Origin of the sequence: Nonomuraea sp. NPDC051191, from assembly GCF_044455665.1 — a bacterium.
Taxonomy (GTDB): Bacteria; Actinomycetota; Actinomycetes; order Streptosporangiales; family Streptosporangiaceae; genus Nonomuraea.
The window spans coordinates 274,557-294,518 of the sequence record NZ_JBITEZ010000004.1 but is presented as its reverse complement, the minus strand read 5'-3'; the positions used below and the strand labels follow the sequence as shown (position 1 = coordinate 294,518).

The window sequence follows — 19,962 nt, the reverse complement described above, 5'->3', positions numbered from 1 at the left end:
CTCACCACGCCATGGCCGCCGGTCTGTCGGTGGCGGGCTGTTCAATGGAAGGCATGACGGCGGACGCGGGCAGGCGTGGGATGTTCTGGGACATGCTGGCGGGCAAGGTTCCGCCGCCGCCCGCGGCGGCGCTGCTCGGCTGGGAGCTCGTCGAGGTCGATCCGGAGGCGGGCACGATCGAGGTGGCGTTCCAGGCAGGCGAGCGGTTCGCCAACCCGGTCGGCGTGGTTCAGGGCGGCTTCCTGGCCGCGATGCTCGACGACACGATGGGGCCCGCGCTGGTGGCGACGCTGCCGGAGGATCAGTTCGCGCTGACCCTCGACCTGCAGGTGCAGTTCCTGCGTCCCGCGCGGCCCGGGCGGCTCGTCGGGCGGGGGCGCGTGGTCAGGCGCGGCAAGGACGTGTGCTTCCTCGCCGGCGAGCTCCTCGACCCCGACGGCAGGACCGTCGCCACGGCGACCGCGACGGCCATGGTCCGGACGACGGGCTGACGGGGTCTTCGTGTCCGGCCGGGCGTCACCCGGCGAGCGGCCAGGTGACGGCGTAGAGCGCGAGGGCGACGCCGGCGGTGACGAACCGGACGGCGCGCGGCAGGTGCGGCATGGTCGTCCAGGCCGCCGCGGGGAAGGCGATCACGCCGCTGAGGAGGATGAGGTAGAAGCCGATGACGAAGTCGGCCGGCATGAGCAGCAGCGCCACCTGCCAGATGGCCACCAGGTACAGCGCGGCCATCAGGGCGGCCTGCCACGCCGGCCGTACGCGGAGCAGGTGGAGCAGCGGCCAGGCGGCGACCAGCGCGACCCACCGGCCGTACTCCCAGGTCAGGAAGAGGTAGCCGATGCAGCCGGTGTACTCGCCGCAGTAGCGCGCCTCCACCGAGGGGATGAGGTTCGGCATCAGGACGGCCCACGCGACGAGGGCGACGGTGAGGACGATCCCCGCCGCGCCGGCCAGGACCAGCCTTCTGGCCACGCTCCGCGCGGAGGGTGCGACGGCCTGGGGGGCGATCATCCTCGCATCGTGACACCCGGGCACGGCGCTGTCGACGGGTGCGGCGGGCGGGTCAGGGGACGTCCCACTCCAGTTGGCCGGCGACCGCCTTCGGCTTCATGTAGCCGATCGTTCCGCCGGTCTCCAGGGCGTCGGCGGTCGCCTTCAGCAGGGCGTGGTACGAGCGGATGCGGATGCCGCCGGGGACGAAGCTCATGCTGCCCTCCTGGTCGGTCTCGCCGACGTCACGGCGTACGGAGTCGATCACGAGGCTGTCGCCCGAGCCGTCGGAGGCGATGGGGATCATGCGTCCGTCCCACCATTCGTCGCGGGGGTCGTCCGTGTCGTCGGTGGCGTCGATCCCGCACAGGACGCGCCAGTGGTCGCGGATCTCCCGGATGCTCTCGTTCCGGTTGCCCAGGAAGCCGAAGGGCCAGGTGCCCTCGGTGATGGCGGAACCGTTGTGGCGCAGCAGCGAGGCCCGCAGGTCGTCGGGGAACGACAGGCCCGTCTGCGCCTCGGCGACCGCGATGGTCGTGGCCTTTCCCGGGGCGCCGAGCGTGCGGTAGCTCTTGGGGGCGTTGGCCTTGAGCCACGTCTCGATCCGCCGCCACTGCCGGTCGACCGCGCGGGTCACCTTGGGGTCGATCTCGCGTACGTGCGGCTCGGCCGGCCGTGGACGGCAGTCGGCGTCGACCATCTCCTGGACGGAAGGCGGTTCCTGGGGTTCGGCGGGCTGCTGGTCGGCGGGCGCCGGCTCGGCGGCCTGGTCCCACCAGGTGTCCGGCTCCGAACCGCTTTCCACCGCCAGGTCGAGGTCCGTCACGCAGCGGACGCCGGCGTTCGCGTAGGCCGGGGCGCAGGGCACATTCTCGACCTCGGTCGCGGGGTCTCCTCCCTTGGAGAACACCGCCGACTCCAGGGCCTGCGCGGCCCCGGCCAGCACGACGATCGCCAGGCCCACCATGGCCCACCGGTTCAGGCGCCGCCGGGTGGCGCCGTCGAGGGGCGTCCTGTCGGCGAAGAAGGCGGCGAGGGCGGGGTTGTCGAAGAAGGTGGCCGATCTGGTGGCAAAGCGCTCGACGTCCGCCTTCGTCGGCGTCCCGAGGATGGGGGCGGGCGGCCACGGCGACGGCGCGCTCCCGGCGCCCGTCTCAGAGCCAGGCCGCGACGAACCGGGCCGCTCAGTGCCCGGCCCCTCAGTGCCCGGCCCCTCAGTGCCTGACCGCCCAGAGCCTGGCCGCCCAGAGCCCGGCTGTTCGGGAACCGGCCGGGCGGAGTCCGGCCGGTTCGCCGGCGGCGGTTCCGGTGTTCGGGAGCGGCGGACGAGCACGATCGCCGCCACCGCCGCGGTCACCGCCACGGCCGCCGCCGAAAGCGCCCACCATAAGCCCCGAGATGTGATCATCCGCCGCACGTGCGGCACAGTATCGGAAGGCACCGACACGTCCCGATGAATCACACCAACTGGCCGAATCCCGCCAAGACGAGCGCCGGACGCCTCTGAATCACACCAACCGGACGAACCCCGCCAAGAGGAGCGCCGGACGCGTCAGAGCCAGTGCCAGGTGATGTGCGCCTCGCGGGCGGCGTCGGTCACCCATTCGTCGAAGGCGGCCTCGCCGGCGGCCTTCAGGGTGGCCGCGTCCGCGACGGCCTCCTGTCGTTCGAGGACCTGGCCGGTCAGGAAGCCCTCCTCGAAGGGGACCGGACCGGCGGCGCCACCGGCCGGCACGTCCCGCAGCGGTTCGGGCAGCTCGCCCGCCAACGTCCGGGTCCTGGTCAGCCGCAGGTCCCACCGTCCGGCCAGGGAACCGTCGAGCTCGGCGGCCTCGACCGGGGCGTCCGACAGCACCCAGGCCGCCCGTACCTGGGCGAACCGGTCACGATGGCGGTCCAGGTACGCGGGAGCCAGCTCGGCCCGCATCCGGCCGCGGAACCGCTGGTCCTTGGCGGTCATGGTCATGTGCTCGTGGAACGCCTCGGCGGTCATGCCCATCCGGTCCAGCCACTCCAGCATCGCGTCGTGCCCGAGCAGGCCGCGCCGCCTGCGGAACCCGTCCGCGGCCGCCTGGACCTCCTCCAGGCCGACGTCCTCCTGTTCGGCGGCGTTCCGCAGCACGCAGAACCGGACCAGTTCCTCCTGCGACGACAGCCCGGGACGCGTCAGCGAACGCAGCATGAGCATCGCCTCGGACGCCGACACGTGCGTCCCGTCCACGGTCAGCACGTAACCGGCGGCCCAATGGGTCGAATGGTCCACCAGCCAGGACGTGCCGTCCTCGGCCTGCACGGCGAGCATGATGGTGCCGCCCGACGGGTGGTCGATCAGCAGGTCGTAGTCGACGACCGGCGAGCCGGGACGCGGGCTGGTCACGAGCTGGGCGCCGAGCCGCGGGTGCGCCTGGGCCCAGGCCGCGGCGGTGCGGCGGGCCTCCTCCACGGCAGAACGCCGGCGGGCCAGCCCGCGCAGCAGGTTCACGCCGCTTTCGAGGGCCGGGCCGAGGGAGAGCTGAGTCATTGCGCGTCCGTTTCTCCGGCCGTGAGCCAGTCGGCGATGGCGTCGCTGATGGGCAGGCCGGTCAGGTCTTCGATCCAGGCCCACTGGCCGTTGGGGTTGATCTCCAGGAAGACGTACTGGCCGTCGGGGGTGAGGATGAGGTCGATCGCCCCGAACGACACACCCAGCGCGGCGACCAGGTCCACGCAGCGGCGGGCGACGTCGCCGGGCAACCGGTGCACGCTGTGGCGGGCGCGGGCGAAGTCGTAGTGACGCCAGTCGTCGCGGGTGCGCGGCGAGTCCTGGGAGGCGATCTCGGCGGTGAACACCTGCCGTCCGACCACGGTGGCCCGCAGCTCCACCGCCTTGGGCACGTACGGCTGCAGGATGACCGGTTCGTGGACCATGCGCCCCCGGCCGCCGAGCGACCGCCGGTTCACGACGGTCGTGTAGACGGCGTGCGCGCCGCCGTCGATCGCGAAATTGGTGTGCTCCATCGCCTTGGCGATCAGCCGCCCGCCCGCGTTCTCGTAGGCGGGCACCAGCTCGGACGGGTCGTTGGTGACCACGGTCCGCGGCACGTCGAACCCCAGCCGCCTGGCCAGGGCCAGGTGGACCAGCTTGTTGTGCGCCCTGCGCAGCACCGGCTGGCGGGCCGGCAGCCAGCGCGCGTCCAGCAGGTCCCAGAAGCCTTCCGTGAACCACTCCGACAGCTCCGCCCCCCGCTCGCGGAGGTCGTCGGCGGTGACGTCGTCGGCGGCGCGCGGGCGTCCGGGACGCCGGGTCCAGACGGCCGTCGTCGTGGAGAGGTCGAAGACCTGCCCGTCCCTGGTCAGGACCAGCTCTTCCCCGTCCGCGCCGAACCGGACGGTGAGCCGGGCGGCGGACGGGTACTCGCCCGGGTCCCACCACAGGACGTCCGCGCCCCGGGCCTTCAGTTTGGGCAGGACGAGGTCCACGGTCGCGTCGCCGGGCTCGCTCAGAATCAGTAGCACGTGTCCCCCCAGCCGCGTGGGAGGAGGGCAAGCCCCCTCCCACGCGGCCGCGAATCGTCTCTATCAGTAGTCGGAGACCCAGTCGGTGGGCGGGTTGCCGTTGGTGCCGTAGCAGCGCTGAGGACGCATGCCACCCGCGACGAGGCCGAGATCGACCTCCTCGATCACCGCCAGTTCGTCACCCAGATCGTCCAGACTCACGATCTTCTTGCTCATGGTCGTCACCTCCTTTCACAGTGAGCTGCGAGCCCCCCGGCTCGCGGACGTGCGAACACGTCCTCAGCTCATGTGCCAAGCCCACCATCCGGGGTTTGAAGGCGACTTGGATGTGACTTGAGAGGCAGGAGTGACCGGCGTCAGGCCCCCCGGGCCAGCGCCACGCGGACGACTTCGCGGGCCAGCAGGCGGGCGGGGTCCACGACGGGGACCGGGACCGTGGCCGGGTCCAGGGCGAGCACCACCTCGGTGCACGCGGCCACCACGCGCTCCGCGCCGCGGGCGGCCATCGAGCGGGCCTGCGCCGCCAGCGCCTCGGCGTGCTCGCGGCCGGCGCGGCCGCCCTTGACGGCGGCGATGGCGTCCATGACCTCGCGCTGGCCGGGCTCGTCCGGCTCGACCGGGGTGATGCCGTGCCGGCGCAGCGCGGGGCCGTACAGGTCGGCGCGGAGCGTGCCGGTGGTGGCCACCAGCCCGGCGGCGCGGACGCCGTCGGCGGCGAGGGCGGCGGCGGTGACCTCGACGATGCTGACCAGCTCCAGCCCGGCCTCCTCGGCCAGGCGCGGCACGAACGCGTGCGCGGTGTTGCACGGCACGGCCAGCACCTCGCACCCGGCCCGGCTCAGCGCCCCGATGCCGTGCCGCAGTTGCGGGGTCGGGTCCTCACCGTGCCCGAGCAGGCTCGTCGACCGGTCGGGGACGCGGGGATCGCCCCAGATGACGACCGGCACGTGCTCCTGGTCGCCGGTGGCGCCGGTCGCGGCGGTCTCCTCCACGAGCTTGCCGTAGAAGTCGACGGTGGCGGCGGGGCCCATGCCGCCCAGCACGCCGACCATCCTGGCCCGGCCGAGCGCGGTCATCCGTGGGGCCTCCCTTTCCTGTGGCTTCCTCCGACGGCGGTCGGGCCCAGGATCGCGGTATAGGGTGTGCCGACCTCTGGAACGCAGTAATCAGACATCAAGGGGGGATCAGTGCAGGATTCCGGCGCCGAGCCGCCGTCGTTGCTGGCCGAGTCCGACCTTGAGCTCATCGACGCGCTGCAGATCAGCCCGCGGGCGAGCTGGGTGGAGGTGGGGGCGGCCGTCGGCGCCGACCCGGTGACGGCGGCCCGGCGCTGGCAGCGGCTCACGAGCACCGGCGAGGCCTGGACCTCGGCCGCCCTCGGCCCGCGCCAGATGCACGCGCTGAGCATGGCGTTCCTGGAGATCGACTGCGCGGCGGGCGCGGCGGCCGACGTCGCGGCGGCGCTGGCGCGCGAGCGCCACCTGATCACCGTGCAGCACGTGGCCGCCGGGCACGACCTGTTCGTGATCGCGGTGGCCCCGTCGCTGCCGGCCCTGGCCGACCACGTGCTCACGGCGCTGCCCCGGGTGCCGGGCGTGGCCAAGGTCCGCACGCACGTCGCCACGCGGGTGTTCGAGGCGTCGTGCCGGTGGCGGCTGCGGGTGCTGCCGCCGCGCGCCGCCGCCGCGCTGGCCAGGCGGCCGGCCGCGCCGGAGTCGGCCAAGGAGATGGACGAGATCGACCGGCGGCTGTTCACCGCCCTGCTCGCCGACGGCCGGGCGCCCTACGCCGAGCTGGCCAGGGCGGTGGGCACGTCCGAGCGCACGGTGCAGCGCCGGCTGACCAGGCTGGTGGCCACGGGCGACCTCGACTTCCGCTGCGACCTGGCGCGTTCGCACGCGGGCTGGCACTCGGCCGCGCTGCTGTGGCTGCGGATGCCCGACGCGCTGCTGGAGGAGACCGGCCGCGCGCTGCTCGGCTGGCCGGAGACGCGTACGTGCGCGGCGCTGGCCGGGCCGCGCAACATGCTGCTCACGGTGGGCCTGCACGGCGTGGCCGACCTGCATCCGCTGGTGGTGCGGCTGGAGGAGCGCTTCCCGCACGTGAACGTGGCCGACCGGCAGATCGTGCTGCGCCAGTCGAAGCTGTACGGGCGGCTGCTCGACCCGTACGGCCGGTGCGCCGAGGTCGTCCCGGTGGACCCGTGGAGCCTTCCGCGGGCCGCGTGATCAGCGGGGCGCGGGGACCGTCCCGCCGCGGGACTCCCTGCACATGCCCGCGCGCAGCACGGCGGCCTCGCTCGTGGCGACGAGCTGCAGGTCGCCGACGGCCAGGGCGGGCAGGCCGAGCGCCGACACCGTGGCGGTGATCCGGCCGACCTCGCCGCGTACGCGTGCCTCGTCGCAGCCGACCCGGGGCGCGGGGGCGCCGAGCGTCGGCATGACCAGCAGGTCGATCCCGGCCGTGTCCGCCGCGAACGCGGCCCGCAGCGCCGCCAGCCGCTCGACGGCCCGCCGGTGCTCCTCGTGGCCGATGCCGCCGGCGGCCGCCAGCTTGGCGCGTACCCCGGGGCTGTAGCGGGCGGCGCACTCGGGGAAGGTGCCCTCGTGCGTCCGGCGCGCCTGCGCACTCACGATCGTCCAGTACGGTTCCAGCACCTCGGCGGGCAGGGCCACCTCGCGCAGCCGCGCGCCCAGCTCGGCGAAGTCCCCGGCCTGCCCGCAGCCCTCGGCGACGCCCACGACCAGCCCGGCCAGCGAGTCGGGCGGCTCGACGACCTCGCCGGTCAGCGCCTGCCAGACCCGGGCGCAGTCGGCGACCGAGGTGGTCATCGGGCCGACCACGTCGAAGGCCGGCGCGAGCGGCGCCACCCCGGCGGCGGGCACGGCCCCCGAGCGCGGGCGCAGGCCCACCACGCCGCAGCAGGCCGCGGGCATGCGCACCGAGCCGCCGGTGTCGGTGCCGAGCCCGAACCGGGCGATCCCGGCCGCGAGCGCCGCGGCGGTGCCGCCGCTCGAACCGCCGGGGGTCAGGTGCGGGTGGCGCGGGTTGCGCACGTCTCCCCAGTGCGGGTTCTCGCTGGTCACGCCCCAGGCGAACTCGTGCTGGTTGGCCTTGCCGACCAGCAGCGCGCCGGCCTCGTCCAGCAGTTCGACGCAGCGGGCGTCGGCCAGGGCCGGTTCGGCGCCGTACAGGGCGGAGCCTCGGGTGGTGGGCAGGCCGGCCACGTCGATCATGTCCTTGACCACGTACGTCCAGTTCCGCAGCGGCCCGTCCGGCGTGGGACGGACGTCGCGCCCGAGCCGGTCGAGCACGGGCTCGGGACCGGCCTCGATGAGGATGTCGTGCCCGCTGTGGAGGCGGATTGCCTCGGCGGACTGGGCGATCGCCGCCTCGCGTTCCACGGTGGAAGATCTCCTTAACCTTGCGCGGGCACGGCGACGCCAGGTGGTCGCGGCCCGGGGGTGATCCGGCACATGCTGGCAGATCGGCCCTGGCCGCGTCGAGAGGCGGGTCAGACGGTCAGCGCGTCCAGGAGCCACTGGAGGCGGGCGGTCTCCCGGTCGGGATGGACCAGCGTGAAGATACTGCGGCTGATGTTGAGCCATGGCACGTCGACCACCACGACGTCCTCGCCGTGGCCGCGCAGTGCGAGGTCGGGGATGAGGGCCGCGCCCACGCCCGCGCCGATCAGCGACAGAGTGATCTTGAAGTCGTCGGAGTGGCAGACCACGCGCGGGTGCAGGGACCAGTGGGCGAACAGGGCCTCGAAGAGCGTGGCGTCGCTGCTGGCCGGATGGTGCATGATCCACGGCAGGTCGACGAGCTGCTCGGCCCGGTACGGCGACAGGTCCGGCCAGAGCCTGGGCAGGACGAGCTTGTACCGGTCCTCGGCGATCCACCGCCTGTTCAGCACCGACGGCCACGACAGCCCGGTGTTGCCCACCTGGTAGACCACGGCGGCGTCCATCTCGCCGCCGCTGCCCAGACGGGCGATGAGCTGGGACGACTCGGCGACCGACAGCCGGATCCCGGCCCGGTCCTCTGGTTCCATCTCCCGCAGGACCCCGGCCAGCACGTCGGTGAAGCTGGGGAACAGCCCGAGACGGATCTGCGGCTCGCTGTTGCGGTGCACCGCCTGGACGGTGGCCACCATGCGCTCGATGTCGGCGAGCACCGTCTCGGCCTGCCTGGCCAGCACCTCCGCCGCGCTGGTCGGCAGCACGCTGTGCGCGAAGCGGTCGAACAGCCGCACGCCGGTCTCGCGTTCCAGCGCGGCCATCTGCTGGGAGACGGCCGAAGAGGTGTATCCGAGACGATTCGCCGCGGCCGCGAACGACCCCAGACGCACTACCTCACCCAGTGTGCGCAGATGTTCTGGCTTGAGCATAAGCGTTCCTTGCCCTCAGCGCTGCTAAATGTCGTGTTTATATCGCTTCCTACTTCTTTCTGCCACTTCTACAGTGAGCCGCACCACCCCACCCGAAACCCCTGAGAGATCCATGACATGCGCGTATACCGCAACGCCACCATTCGCACCGGCACCAACGGCGCCCCCGCCGCCCAGGCCATGGCCGTGGACGGCGAGCTGATCGTCGCCGTCGGGAACGAGGCCGACGTGCGTGCGGCGGCGGGCTCGGGAGCCGAGCTGGTGGACCTCGAAGGCGCCGCCGTCCTGCCCGGCCTGTACGACGCCCACACCCACACGGCCCAGTACGCCCAGAGCCTCGGCGCGGTCGACCTGCGCGACGTGCGCTCCCTGGACGAGGCCCTGGCCAAGGTGGCCGAGCACGCGGCGACCCTGCGGCCGGGCGCGTGGCTGTTCGGCGGCCGGTGGAACAGCAACATCTGGAACCCGCCCGTCCAGCCCGACTGCAAGGCCCTCGACTCGGTCTGCCCCGACCTGCCCGTGGCGCTGCCCAACGTCGACGGCCACACCGTCTGGGCCAACTCCGCCGCGCTGCGGATGGCCGGGATCGACGCCTCCACCCCCGACCCGGTCGGCGGCGAGATCGTCCGGGACGAGTACGGGGAGCCCACCGGCATCCTGCGCGAGTCCGCGTCCTATCCGCTGCGCGCCCTCATGGTCTCCGGCGACCTGCGCGACCTGCTGCGCGCCGGCCAGGAGGAGCTGCTGTCGTTCGGGCTGACCAGCGTGCACGACATCGACGGCGAGGACTGCCGGGCCGCCTACCTGGAGCTGCGCGACTCCGGCGAGCTGAAGATCCGCGTGCACAAGGCGATCCCCACGGTCGCCCTGGACGCCGCCATCGCCGAGGGACGCCGTACCGGCCAGGGCGACGACTGGGTCCGCACCGGCCCGGTCAAGGTGTTCAGCGACGGCGCGCTGGGCTCGCACACCTGCCACATGCACGAGGCGTTCGCCGGTGAGCACGACAACACCGGCATCGCGGTCACCCCGTACGAGGACCTCGTACGGATCTTCAGCAAGGCGGCGGCGGCCGGCATCGCGGTCGCCACGCACGCCATCGGCGACCGCGCCAACCGGCTGGTCCTCGACGCCTACGAGGCGATCGGGACCACCGCCGGCCTGCGGCACCGCATCGAGCACGCCCAGCACCTGCGGCCCCAGGACCTGACCAGGATGGCCAGGCTGGGCGTCGTCGCCTCGATGCAGCCGGTTCACTGCACCACCGACATCGCCCTGGTGGACTCGCTGCTCGCCGGCCACGACCTGGCCTCCTACGCCTGGCGAGGCATGCTCAACGCCGGGGTCGCGCTGGCCTTCGGCTCCGACGCGCCGGTGGAGAGCCCCGACCCGTGGGCCGCCCTCTACGCCGCGGTCACCCGTACCAGGCAGGACGGCACGCCCGCCGGCGGCTGGCAGCCGGAACAGCGGCTGAGCATGGCCGAGGCGATCACCGCACACACCCTCGGCGCCGCGTACGCGGCCGGCGAGCAGGACCGCAAGGGCGTGCTCGCGCCCGGCATGCTCGCCGACTTCATCGCCGTGGACACCGACCCGTACCTGGAACCGCCGGAGGCGGTGCTGCGCACCCAGGTCCTCACCACCGTCGTCGGCGGCGAAGTCCGCTGGCAGCGATCCTGAAGGAGCACCCCCTCGTGAACATCCGCACCATCTCCGCCCTCGCCGCCGGCGCGCTGCTGGCCGCCACCACCGCCTGCGGCGCCCAGTCCCTGGACGGCGGCGGCGACGCCGCCCCCGCGGACGGCGGCACGGCGGCGGTCACGCTCGACCAGGCTCCCACCGAGGAGAAGGCGGCCGACGTGATCAACGCCATCACCCCGGACAAGGACCTGGCCGCCAAGGCGCCCGCCCGCCTGAAGACGCAGGGGCTGAAGGTCGTCACGTCCGTCGGCTACCCGCCCATGGAGGTGTACGCGAGCGACGGCAAGACGGCGATCGGCTTCGACCCGGCGCTGGCCAGGGCCATCGCCAGGAAGCTCGGCGCCAAGGTGACCATCTCCGACGAGGAGTTCAACTCCCAGATCCCCGGCGTGCTCACCGGCCGCTACGACTTCGTCATCTCCTCGATGAGCGACACGCCGGAGCGGCAGAAGCAGGTCACGTTCGTGGACTACGTGCAGGCCGGCGCCGGTCTGCTGGTCAAGAAGGGCAACCCGGCCAAGATCAACGGCCCGGCCGACGTGTGCGGCAAGACGGTCTCCGTCGTCGACAACGGCTCGTCCATGGAGCTGGCCGAGCAGTACGACGCCGACTGCAAGAAGGACGGCAAGCCGGCCGTCAACATCCTGAAGTTCCCCGGCGACCAGGAGGCCCTGATCCAGCTCACCGGCGGCCGGGCCCAGGCCACCATCACCGACTACGTCGTGGCCGCCAGCAAGGCCGCCGACCCCAAGCTGGACGTCGAGGCGATGGCCCTGGAGGGCACCGAGAGCCCGTGGGGCATCGGCATGAAGCCGGACGACAAGGAGCTCGTCGAGTCGGTGAAGGGCGCCCTGGACTCCCTCATCGCCGGCGGCGAGTACGCGAACCTGCTGAAGGCGTGGAACCTGGACAAGCTGGCCGTCCAGTCCGCTGTCGTCAACGGCGGTAAGTGACCATGCGCACGGAACCCTTCACCGGGCCGTCCGGGGAGCACATCCCGGTCGCCAGGGCGCGGCACTGGGGACGCCTGGCGGCCGCGGCCGTCGTGACGGCGATCGCCGGCTGGCTGGTCTACCTGGTCGTGGTGAACCCGCGCCTCGACTGGGGCAAGGTCGCCGAGTACCTGTTCAACGACCGCATCCTCGCCGGGATCTGGGTCACCATCGAGATCTCGGTGCTGGCGACCGTGCTGGGGCTGGTGCTCGGCGTCGTCGTGGCGATCATGCGGCTGTCGCACAACCCGGTGCTCAGCGGGCTGGCCACGCTCTACATCTGGTTCTTCCGCGGCACGCCGGTGCTGGTGCAGCTCATCTTCTGGTACAACCTGGCCTTCCTGTTCCCCGAGCTGGTGCTCAAGGTGCCGTTCACCACGATCGGCGTCAAGTGGGACACCAACCTGGTGATGACCGGTTTCACCTCGGCCATGCTGGGGCTCGGGCTGAACCTGGCGGCGTACTTCGCCGAGACCGTACGGGCCGGGATCCAGGCCGTCGACCACGGCCAGACCGAGGCCGCGTACGCGCTGGGCATGACGCCGGCCAAGCGGATGCGCGTGATCGTGCTGCCGCAGGCGCTGCGCATCATCATCCCGCCCACCGGCAACGAGTTCATCTCCATGCTGAAGACCACGTCCCTGGTCTACGTGGTGGCCGGGCACGACCTGATGACCAACGCCAGCCAGATCTACAAGGCCAACAACCTGATCATGGAGCTGCTCATCGTGGCGAGCCTGTGGTACATGCTCATGACCGCCGTGGCGACCTTCCTCCAGGGCCGGCTGGAACGCCGGTTCGGCTCCGAGGCCGTACGGCTGGTCCGCGGCGGCGGGCTGGCGGCCCGGATCCTGCCCAAGGCGGCGGCGTGAAGCCCGTCGTGCACGCCACGGGCGTGCGCATGGGCTACGGCGACACGCAGGTGCTCAACGGCGTGGACTTCACCGTCGCGCCCGGCGAGGTGAGCTGCGTGATCGGGCCGTCGGGATCGGGCAAGTCGACCTTCCTGCGCTGCGTCAACGGGCTGGAGCAGGTGCTCGGCGGCAGCCTGCGGGTGCTCGACGAGGAGGTCGGTCACAGCCTGCGCGAGGGACGCTACCGGCCGTGGACGCCCAAGGAGTTCGCCGTCTTCCGCCAGCGGATCGGCATGGTGTTCCAGCGGTTCAACCTGTTCGCCCACCAGAGCGCGCTGGAGAACGTGGCCTGCGCCCCCGTCCACGTGCTCGGCGTCCCGGCGGATCGGGCCCGGGTGACCGCCATGGAACACCTGGACCGCGTCGGCCTGGCCGCGCACGCCCACAAGCGGCCCCACCAGCTCTCCGGCGGCCAGCAGCAGCGGGTCGCCATCGCCAGGGCCCTGGCGATGAGCCCGGAGCTGATGCTGTTCGACGAGCCCACGTCCGCGCTGGACCCCGAGCTGGTGGACGAGGTGCTGGAGGTCATGCGCGGCCTGGCCGCCGACGGCATGACGATGGTCGTGGTCACCCACGAGATCGCCTTCGCCAGGGAGGTCGGCGACCGGCTGGCCTTCTTCGCCGACGGGGTCGTGGTGGAGAGCGGCCCGCCGGCCGAACTGCTGGCCAACCCGGGGCACGAGCGGACCAAGGCGTTCCTGTCCAGCGTCCTGAGCTCGGACAACCGCTCCTGACGACGGCCCGGCAGCCCGACCGCGGCTGCCGGGCCTCCGATCAACGTGCGCTGAACCGCAGGAAACCGGCCGTCTGTGTCGTGGCGGCGATCAGGGAGCCGGCGATCAGCGCCAGCCACAGGCCGTTCAGCCCCCACGCCTGCGCCGCCGGGCCCGCCACGGCGGCGAGCACGCCGTTGCCGAGCACGGCCGACCCCAGCGTCCAGGACGACCGCCGGAGCGCCGTCAGACCGGCGGACATCACGATCGCGCAGTGGTCGGCCAGGGCGTAGACCACCGACAACGGCACCAGGCCGACGGCGACGGCGAGCACGGCGGCGTCCGAGGTGAACAGCCCGAGCACCGCCTCCCCCAGGAGGACCAGCACGAGCCCGCCCGCCAGCACGCCGGCGGCGCCGATCGTCAGGGCCGCCCGGTTCAGCCGACGGGCCTCGCCGGGGAGGACGGCCCGGGCGATCTCCGGCGTCGCGGCCTGCGCGACCGCGACGGCGGCCAGCCCGAGCAACCCGTGCAGCGACAGCAGGACGGCGTGGGCCGCCGCCCCCTGGGCCCCCGTCCGCGCGGCGGCGTAGGTCACCCCGCCCAGGACCGCGAACTTGACGACGAGCGTGGCCGACATCGGCAGGCCCACCCTGGCCATCCGCAGGATCTCCCGGGGACGGGGGCGTCCCGGCCACGGCGACCGTCCGCGCAGCTCGGGCAGACGCAGCAGGAGCGTGTTGGACACGGCGACGGCCACGGCGGTGGACGCCAGCAGCGCGACACCGCTGCCCTGAACCCCCATCCGCGGCACCAGGACGAGATGCAGCACGATGTTCGCAGCCGTGCTCGACAGGCCGGACCTGAGCACCAGCCGGCTGCGTCCCAGCGCGACCAGCATGCCGCCGGCGCCGCTGCCCGCGGCGTACAGCAGCACCTGAGCCGCCATCAGCGGCGGCAACGCGCCGAACTCGGCCGCCACCTCGCCGGGCGCCCCACCGATCCGCGCGATCATCGGGACCCCGAGCATGACGCCCGCGCCGGCCGCGCCGAGTCCGAGAGTGAGCCAGCGCGCGTCCTTCAGGACGGCCAGCGCCTCGCCCGGACGGTCCCGGCAGGCGGCGACGAACGGCGCCATCCCCCGCAGCCCGCCCGACACCGCGGCCGTGACCGGGGTGAGCACCGCGTTGACGAGGGCGAACGCCGCCAGTTGCGCGGTGGCCTGGCGTCCGAGTAGGGCGGTGCCGACGAGCTGGGCGACGACGCCGGCACTCATGGACAGGTAGAGCGGAACGGCGGCGGCGAGAAGCGCACGATGTGGGGAGGGCATGAAAGGCAAGATCCCGGGGGCGCCTGCCCGCCGGGATGCATGATCATTATACCGGTACGCCGCCCGTCCCGTCTGCCCCTTCGCCTCTCAGCCGCCTCCGAGCCGGCCCGGCACAAGGGGCCGTCCGGAACGAGGGTCCAGGGTGATCGTCTGCCCGCCCCACAGTCCACGGTCGTCCCCGGGCCGGTCGTCCAGGCGGACGTGTGCGGGATCGAGCCAGGTCACCCTGGGCAGGCCGTCGTCGTATTCGGTGGTGAAGCGCTCCACCAGGGGCCATTCGCGGGTCAGCGGGCCGTCCTTCCTGCGGACCACGAGCGTCCAGTCGGGGACGATCCAGTCGTCGTACAGGACCCGCACCTCCAGCCCGCTGCCGTCCGGGCCGGGGATCGTGGAATGCACCCGCACGACGCTCACCAGACCGACCAGTCCGACCGTCGCCCAGATCATCACGAGCGCCACGGCGGGCCCGCGCGGACCGGCCCCGAAGGCCAGCGCCCCCGAGACGATGACCAGGCTCGCCGCCACGGTCCCCAGCAGGACCGGCCGGTCGAGCACCACGTAGTGCCCGAGCCCTCCCACCAGGGCAGCCGCCACCACGACCACCGCCAGGACGAGGAGGCCGGCGGCCACCCGCCCGCGCAGACTCTCGCCGGGGTCGTCCATGTCCGTCGAGGTCGTCCGCGGCACGGCGGGTTCAGGCAAACCTGACCTCCAGCCTGATCCGCTGGTTGGTCCCGCTCTGCTCGAAGTCGGCGGTGACCTGCGAGCCGAAGGAGGAGCTGCCGGTCAGCTTCACCTGGAGCGGGTAGACCTTGCCGCTGTCGGCCGAGCGGTAGGTCGCGGTGATCCGGTACCGCCCCAGGGGCACGTCCACCACCGCCCAGCCGCTGTCGGTGTAGACCGGTTCGCGACCGGAGACGACCCTGCCCTTGCTGCCGTCGATCAGCGGGCCTACCGGGGTCATCGTCAGCCGTACGTTCTCCTGGTCGACGTTCTCCGGGAGGTTGTCGAACCAGAGGTTCGTGGCGACCAGGCCGCCGTAGTAGCGGCCGTCGGTGCCCGGCCGCCTGCCGGTGACGCGCCAGGTGAAGTTCCGTACGCCGCCGGCGCTCGCCCGGACGGAGGCGGTCGAGGAGGGCTCAAGGTCGAAGGTGTACTGCCTGCCGTTGAACTGCCGCGTCACCGAGGCGCTGACCACCCAGGACGACGGTTCGTGCGGCAGTCGCGTCCGGTAGAGGCCGTTACGGTCGCTGAGCAGCACGATGTCGCTGTTGTAGTAGCGCCGGTCCTTCACCACGACCTTCGCGCCCTCGACCGGCCGCCCGGCCGAGTTCACCACCCGTCCCTGTACGGCGTAGGCCGCCGCCGCGATGCTCACGTCAGCCGCGTCGGCCGGGCCCGGCGCGCACCCGAGCACCGCGCTCAGGACGAGCGTCGCCCCCGTCCTGCCCAGAACCGACCGTTTCCTCGTCTCCCCCACGCCCATCTTCTCCCCGTCCGCCGAATGCGTCCCGTCCTGCCGGCCAGAAACGAGATCACCCTGGCACCGGCCCCTTGGAAACGGCTGGAAAGCACTGGAGACGGCCAGTGGAGTGCCCTCGGCCGGATGGTCCTCGGCTGGGGCGGCGGGCGAGCCTCGGCTACAGTGGAGAGGAGATTGTGCATAAGCACCTATGACTTTGGGGAGGCAGAGCCCGCCGCGGCGGGCTCGTTGTCGTGAGAGGTCTGACGAGCAGCCTGGGGCAGGACGAGTCAGGGGCCGTGTGGCGCGGCGCCCCCCACCCGGTCCTGCTGGTGGACGCCGCCGGTGTCATCGCGCAGGCCAACGACGCGGCGCTGCGGCTGCTGCCCGAGGCGGTCCCCGGTGCGGCGCTGGCCGACAGCGCCCCCGCCTGGCTCTCCCGGGCCCACGACGCCCCCGGATCTCCGGATGCCTCCGCCGATGCCGGCGTGCGCGGCCTGATCGGGGAGTCCACGTTCGAGGCCCGTCCGGTCCGCGACGGCGACGTGACCGCCTGGTGGCTCACCGACGCCACCGACCTCGTACGCGCCACCCAGGCCCTGCACCTCGAACGCGAGCGCACGTCGTTCCTCGACAAGGCCTCCAGCGAGCTGCTGTCCTCGCTCAACCTCGACCGCTGCCTGGAGGTGACCGCCCGGCTGGCCGCCCGCCACCTGGCCGACGCCGCGCTGGTCATCCTGCCGCCGTACCGGCGCAGGCACTCGATCGCCTACTGCGGCCCGGACGGCGCCGTCGTCCGGGAGGAGCTGGCCGTCGACCCCGAGGCCGTGCCGGGCCTGGCCGAGGCGTTGCAGGGCTATCCGCCCCTGCCCTCCCGCTGGATCGATCCCGCCGCCGCCCCCGGCTGGCTGGCCCGCGACGGGCTCGGCGAGGTCGGCTCGATGGTCGTGACCGCCCTGCCCGGCCACGGCGTCCCGGCGGGGGCGCTCGTGCTGCTGCGCGGCAACGGCCAGGCGGGCTTCTCCGACGGCGAGGAAGTCTTCGCGCGGCTGTTCGCGGCCCGCGCCGGGGCCGCGATGTCCGCCGCCCGCCTGTACGCCGAGCAGGCCGACATCACCGAGACCCTCATGCGCGAGCTCCTGCCGCCCCGCGTGCGCAGCCTGCAAGGCGTCGAGGTCGCCGCCCGCTACCGGCCCTCCGAGCACACCGCCCGCGTCGGCGGCGACTTCTACGACCTCCACCCGCCCGCCGAGCCCGGCCAGGAGTCGCTGGTGGTGCTCGGCGACGTGGCCGGCAAGGGCCTTGAGGCCGCCGTGCTCACCGGCAAGATCCGGCACACCCTCCAGGCCCTGCTGCCGCTGGCCGACGACCATCAGCGCGTGCTCGAACTGCTCAACGGCGTCCTGCTCAAGAGCAGCGACCGCTCCCGGTTCGTCACGCTCGTCCTGGCCTCGATCCGGCGGGCCGGCAACCGCGTCCTGGTCCGGGTCACCAGCGCCGGGCACGCGCCGCCCGTCGTCGTACGCGGCGACGGGCGCGTCGACGTGGCCGGCACCAAGGGCACCCTCATCGGCATGCTCGAACGCGTCACCAGCGTCACCGACACCGTGGTCCTCGAACCCGGCGAGACCTGCCTGCTCTACACCGACGGCATCACCGAGGCCGTCGGCGGCCCGCTGGGCGACGAGATGTTCGGCGACGAACGGCTGCTGGAGGAGTTGCGGCAGTGCGGCGGCATGCCGCCCGAGGCGATCACGGAACGTGTGGAGATGTTGTCCTCCCAGTGGGTAGGGGGTGGCGATCACGATGACATGGCCGTGATCGCCATTACGGCGCCGCGCGGAGCACATCTGAGCGCGGTGGGAGGACACGGACGGGGAAGGTTCACCGCATGACGCACGCAGACGGATTCTCCGCCTGGCGCGAAAAACTCTGGAACGCCGCTGTCGCAGGCGACGAATACGCCGCCACCGACGCCGCGCTCGCCGCGCTCGACCAGGACATCCCTCTGGAAACCCTGCTGCTGAAGGTCGTCGCCCCCGTACAGGCCCGGGTGGGCCTTGAGTGGGAAACCAATCGCATCACGGTGGCGCAGGAGCACACCGCCACCGCCGTCAACGAGCGGGTGCTGGCCGCGCTCGCCCACCATCCGGCCGCCCGCGCCGCCGCCGCGAACGGCCCGGTCCTCGGGCGCATCGCCGTCGCCTGCATCGACGGCGAGTGGCACGCCATGCCCGCCCGGATCCTGGCCGAGGTGCTGCGGCTGCGCGGCTGGCGGGTCGACTACCTCGGCGCCCAGGTCCCGACGCCGCACCTCATCACGCACCTGCACCGCACCGCCTGCGACGTGGTGGCGCTGTCCAGCTCCATCCCCACCCGGCTGCCCGGCGCGCACGCCGCCATCACCGCCTGCCAGGCGACCGGCACGCCGGTGATGGCCGGCGGCGCCGCGTTCGGACCGGACGGCCTCTACGCCCGCCTCCTCGGCGCCGACGCCTGGGCCGCGGACGGCGCCGCCGCCGCCGACCGGCTCGCCGCCGGCCCGCTGCCCCGCCCCACCGCCCCCCGCCAGGCCGTGGACGACCTGCCGCACCTGGACGACCAGGAGTACACCCTGGTCAGCCGGTCGGCCCGGCGCCTGGTCAGGGACGTCATGGGCGGCCTGGAGGAACGCGTCCCCGCGATGGCGGCCTACACGCCGCAGCAGCGCCGGCACACCGCCGAGGACGTCCTGCACATCGTCGACTTCCTGGCCACCGCGCTCTACGTGGACGACCCCGCGCTGTTCGGGCGCTTCCTCACCTGGACGGCGGGCGTCCTGACCGCTCGCGGTGTCCCGGCCGGTGCGCTGCTACCGGCCCTCGACCTGCTGGGCGGCCGGCTGGAGGACTTCCCACGCGCCTCGGCCCTGATCGCCCACGGGCGCGATGCCATACGCGCCGCGTCCTCCCCCACCGACGACCCCCCTCTCCCCGGCCACGGAAAGATCGCATGACCGCCTTCGCCCCCGATCCGCTGACCCTCGCCCAGGACACGCCCCACCCGGGGGTGCTGCGCGTCCACGTCAACGGCGACCTGGACTACAACACCGCGCGCGAGCTGCTGGCCACCGCCGTCGCCGCGCTCGCCGACGGCGCCCTGACCGACCTGCACCTCGACTTCGACGGCCTGCACTTCTGCGACTCCAGCGGGCTGTCGGCGCTGCTGATGATCCACCAGCACGCCGTGTCGGCCGGCACCCGGCTGCATCTGGAGCAGCGCCCGCGGGTGCTGGAGCGGCTGCTGGACGTCAGCGGCACGTACGAGCACCTCACCGGCGCCCCGGCCGCCGTCACCCAGCATTCCTTCACCCAGGACTGAACCTCGCCGGGGACCGTCCCGCCTCTGGAACCCGTCCGGAGCCCGCCTTCGGCCGGGTTCAGCCCGCCGTGACCCAGCCGGCTGCCGGGAGGCCCCTCTCGCGGCCCGACGCGCGACGGAAGACCGCGGCTCCGGCCGTCGCGGCGAGCACGGTGTCGCCCATGGCGATGTGCTCGGCCATCCCCGTACGGCGCATCATGTTGGCGCAGTTCGACGGGGGCCTGGCCACCGCCAGGTCGCCGCCGGTCTCATGGGCGTGCTTCCACAGCGCGATGACGACGGCCAGCCCGGTGGAGTCGAAGAACTCGACGCCTTCGAGGTCGAGCACGATCATCCGTATCGGGGCCCGGCCGCCCCCGTCGCCGCCCCCGTCGCCGTCTCTGTCGCCGTCTCTGTCACCGTCGCCGGCCACGATGCCGAGTGCCCATTTCCGGAACTCGGGTTTCTGCGTGAAGTCGAGGTCTCCGCTCAACTCCATGACCAGGCAACCGTCCGCCTGTCTCGTCTCCGCCCGCAACCGGGGCCCCTGCCAGCTCGTCTCAAGCTCTTCGCCGTCGATGCCGTCCACCTCCAGGTGCCTGCTCTTCTACCCGTCTGCTTCGGGCCCACGCCGCC

The 19,962-nt window shown here is 73.0% G+C and carries 21 protein-coding genes; 9 read left to right on the top strand and 12 right to left on the bottom strand.

Features of this window, described 5'->3' with window-relative positions; all coding sequences use genetic code 11:
* Positions 1 to 53 precede the first annotated feature (53 nt).
* Positions 54 to 491, top strand: a complete 438-nt coding sequence (locus ACIA8R_RS13130; RefSeq protein WP_364101645.1) for a PaaI family thioesterase — start codon at positions 54 to 56, stop codon at positions 489 to 491.
* A gap of 25 nt (positions 492 to 516) precedes the next feature.
* On the opposite strand, the gene ACIA8R_RS13125 is transcribed toward ACIA8R_RS13130, so the two are convergent.
* From ACIA8R_RS13125 to ACIA8R_RS13100, 6 genes are all read right to left on the bottom strand, one after another.
* Positions 517 to 1,011, bottom strand: a complete 495-nt coding sequence (locus ACIA8R_RS13125) for a hypothetical protein (protein ID WP_397038362.1) — start codon at positions 1,009 to 1,011, stop codon at positions 517 to 519.
* A 52-nt stretch (positions 1,012 to 1,063) separates the two neighbouring features.
* Positions 1,064 to 2,398, bottom strand: a complete 1,335-nt coding sequence (locus ACIA8R_RS13120; protein WP_397038360.1) for an SMI1/KNR4 family protein — start codon at positions 2,396 to 2,398, stop codon at positions 1,064 to 1,066.
* Between the two features lie 144 nt (positions 2,399 to 2,542).
* Entirely contained in the window at positions 2,543 to 3,511 is a 969-nt protein-coding gene (locus ACIA8R_RS13115; RefSeq protein ID WP_397038358.1) for a hypothetical protein, read from the bottom strand.
* Entirely contained in the window at positions 3,508 to 4,485 is a 978-nt protein-coding gene (locus ACIA8R_RS13110; protein ID WP_397038356.1) for an MvdC/MvdD family ATP grasp protein, read from the bottom strand. The genes ACIA8R_RS13115 and ACIA8R_RS13110 overlap by 4 nt, the downstream gene beginning before the upstream one ends.
* A gap of 63 nt (positions 4,486 to 4,548) precedes the next feature.
* Entirely contained in the window at positions 4,549 to 4,701 is a 153-nt protein-coding gene (locus tag ACIA8R_RS13105; RefSeq protein WP_357696154.1) for a hypothetical protein, read from the bottom strand.
* A gap of 140 nt (positions 4,702 to 4,841) precedes the next feature.
* Positions 4,842 to 5,561, bottom strand: a complete 720-nt coding sequence (locus ACIA8R_RS13100; RefSeq protein ID WP_397038354.1) for an aspartate/glutamate racemase family protein — start codon at positions 5,559 to 5,561, stop codon at positions 4,842 to 4,844.
* Positions 5,562 to 5,672: 111 nt separating this feature from the next.
* Between ACIA8R_RS13100 and ACIA8R_RS13095 the strand changes: the two genes are divergently transcribed.
* Positions 5,673 to 6,713 carry an AsnC family transcriptional regulator gene (locus tag ACIA8R_RS13095; protein WP_364101628.1) on the top strand — a complete coding sequence of 347 codons (1,041 nt, stop codon included), beginning with the start codon at positions 5,673 to 5,675 and terminating at the stop codon, positions 6,711 to 6,713.
* Here the strand turns inward: ACIA8R_RS13095 and ACIA8R_RS13090 are convergent, their stop codons facing one another.
* Both ACIA8R_RS13090 and ACIA8R_RS13085 read right to left on the bottom strand, forming a co-directional pair.
* Positions 6,714 to 7,889: an amidase gene (locus ACIA8R_RS13090; RefSeq protein ID WP_397038352.1), complete on the bottom strand. Its 1,176-nt coding sequence runs from the start codon at positions 7,887 to 7,889 to the stop codon at positions 6,714 to 6,716.
* Positions 7,890 to 7,999: 110 nt separating this feature from the next.
* Positions 8,000 to 8,875: a LysR family transcriptional regulator gene (locus tag ACIA8R_RS13085; protein ID WP_357696162.1), complete on the bottom strand. Its 876-nt coding sequence runs from the start codon at positions 8,873 to 8,875 to the stop codon at positions 8,000 to 8,002.
* Between the two features lie 117 nt (positions 8,876 to 8,992).
* On the opposite strand from ACIA8R_RS13085, the gene ACIA8R_RS13080 reads away from it, so the two are divergent.
* From ACIA8R_RS13080 to ACIA8R_RS13065, 4 genes are read left to right on the top strand one after another with little or no spacing between them, the layout of a single operon-like run.
* Positions 8,993 to 10,555, top strand: coding sequence for an amidohydrolase (locus ACIA8R_RS13080; RefSeq protein WP_397038350.1), 1,563 nt, complete (start codon positions 8,993 to 8,995; stop codon positions 10,553 to 10,555).
* A gap of 14 nt (positions 10,556 to 10,569) precedes the next feature.
* The gene (locus tag ACIA8R_RS13075; RefSeq protein ID WP_364101622.1) at positions 10,570 to 11,529 is read left to right on the top strand and encodes an ABC transporter substrate-binding protein; all 960 of its coding nucleotides are present in this window, start codon (positions 10,570 to 10,572) and stop codon (positions 11,527 to 11,529) included.
* Between the two features lie 2 nt (positions 11,530 to 11,531).
* On the top strand, positions 11,532 to 12,440 hold the full coding sequence (locus tag ACIA8R_RS13070; RefSeq protein ID WP_364101619.1) for an amino acid ABC transporter permease: 909 nt from the start codon (positions 11,532 to 11,534) through the stop codon (positions 12,438 to 12,440).
* A gap of 29 nt (positions 12,441 to 12,469) precedes the next feature.
* Complete coding sequence (locus ACIA8R_RS13065) at positions 12,470 to 13,216, top strand: amino acid ABC transporter ATP-binding protein (protein ID WP_397038675.1); 747 nt, start codon at positions 12,470 to 12,472, stop codon at positions 13,214 to 13,216.
* Positions 13,217 to 13,256: 40 nt separating this feature from the next.
* Here ACIA8R_RS13065 and ACIA8R_RS13060 read toward each other — a convergent pair whose 3' ends face one another.
* The 3 genes from ACIA8R_RS13060 to ACIA8R_RS13050 all read right to left on the bottom strand — a co-directional run bounded on the left by ACIA8R_RS13060 (position 13,257) and on the right by ACIA8R_RS13050 (position 16,005).
* Complete coding sequence (locus tag ACIA8R_RS13060) at positions 13,257 to 14,525, bottom strand: hypothetical protein (RefSeq protein WP_397038348.1); 1,269 nt, start codon at positions 14,523 to 14,525, stop codon at positions 13,257 to 13,259.
* 87 nt (positions 14,526 to 14,612) lie between these two features.
* Positions 14,613 to 15,227, bottom strand: a complete 615-nt coding sequence (locus ACIA8R_RS13055; RefSeq protein ID WP_397038346.1) for a hypothetical protein — start codon at positions 15,225 to 15,227, stop codon at positions 14,613 to 14,615.
* The gene (locus tag ACIA8R_RS13050) at positions 15,220 to 16,005 is read right to left on the bottom strand and encodes a hypothetical protein (protein WP_397038344.1); all 786 of its coding nucleotides are present in this window, start codon (positions 16,003 to 16,005) and stop codon (positions 15,220 to 15,222) included. The genes ACIA8R_RS13055 and ACIA8R_RS13050 overlap by 8 nt, the downstream gene beginning before the upstream one ends.
* A 236-nt stretch (positions 16,006 to 16,241) precedes the next feature.
* Here ACIA8R_RS13050 and ACIA8R_RS13045 point away from each other — a divergent pair, with 236 nt between their 5' ends.
* The 3 genes from ACIA8R_RS13045 to ACIA8R_RS13035 are packed head-to-tail and all read left to right on the top strand — an operon-like array spanning position 16,242 to position 19,347.
* Positions 16,242 to 17,882 carry a SpoIIE family protein phosphatase gene (locus ACIA8R_RS13045; protein WP_397038342.1) on the top strand — a complete coding sequence of 547 codons (1,641 nt, stop codon included), beginning with the start codon at positions 16,242 to 16,244 and terminating at the stop codon, positions 17,880 to 17,882.
* The gene (locus tag ACIA8R_RS13040) at positions 17,879 to 18,982 is read left to right on the top strand and encodes a B12-binding domain-containing protein (protein WP_397038340.1); all 1,104 of its coding nucleotides are present in this window, start codon (positions 17,879 to 17,881) and stop codon (positions 18,980 to 18,982) included. The genes ACIA8R_RS13045 and ACIA8R_RS13040 overlap by 4 nt, the downstream gene beginning before the upstream one ends.
* Complete coding sequence (locus ACIA8R_RS13035; protein WP_357696177.1) at positions 18,979 to 19,347, top strand: STAS domain-containing protein; 369 nt, start codon at positions 18,979 to 18,981, stop codon at positions 19,345 to 19,347. Before ACIA8R_RS13040 ends, ACIA8R_RS13035 begins: the two co-directional genes overlap by 4 nt.
* A 58-nt stretch (positions 19,348 to 19,405) precedes the next feature.
* On the opposite strand, the gene ACIA8R_RS13030 is transcribed toward ACIA8R_RS13035, so the two are convergent.
* Positions 19,406 to 19,915: an STAS domain-containing protein gene (locus ACIA8R_RS13030; RefSeq protein WP_397038337.1), complete on the bottom strand. Its 510-nt coding sequence runs from the start codon at positions 19,913 to 19,915 to the stop codon at positions 19,406 to 19,408.
* Between the last annotated feature and the right edge of the window lie 47 nt (positions 19,916 to 19,962).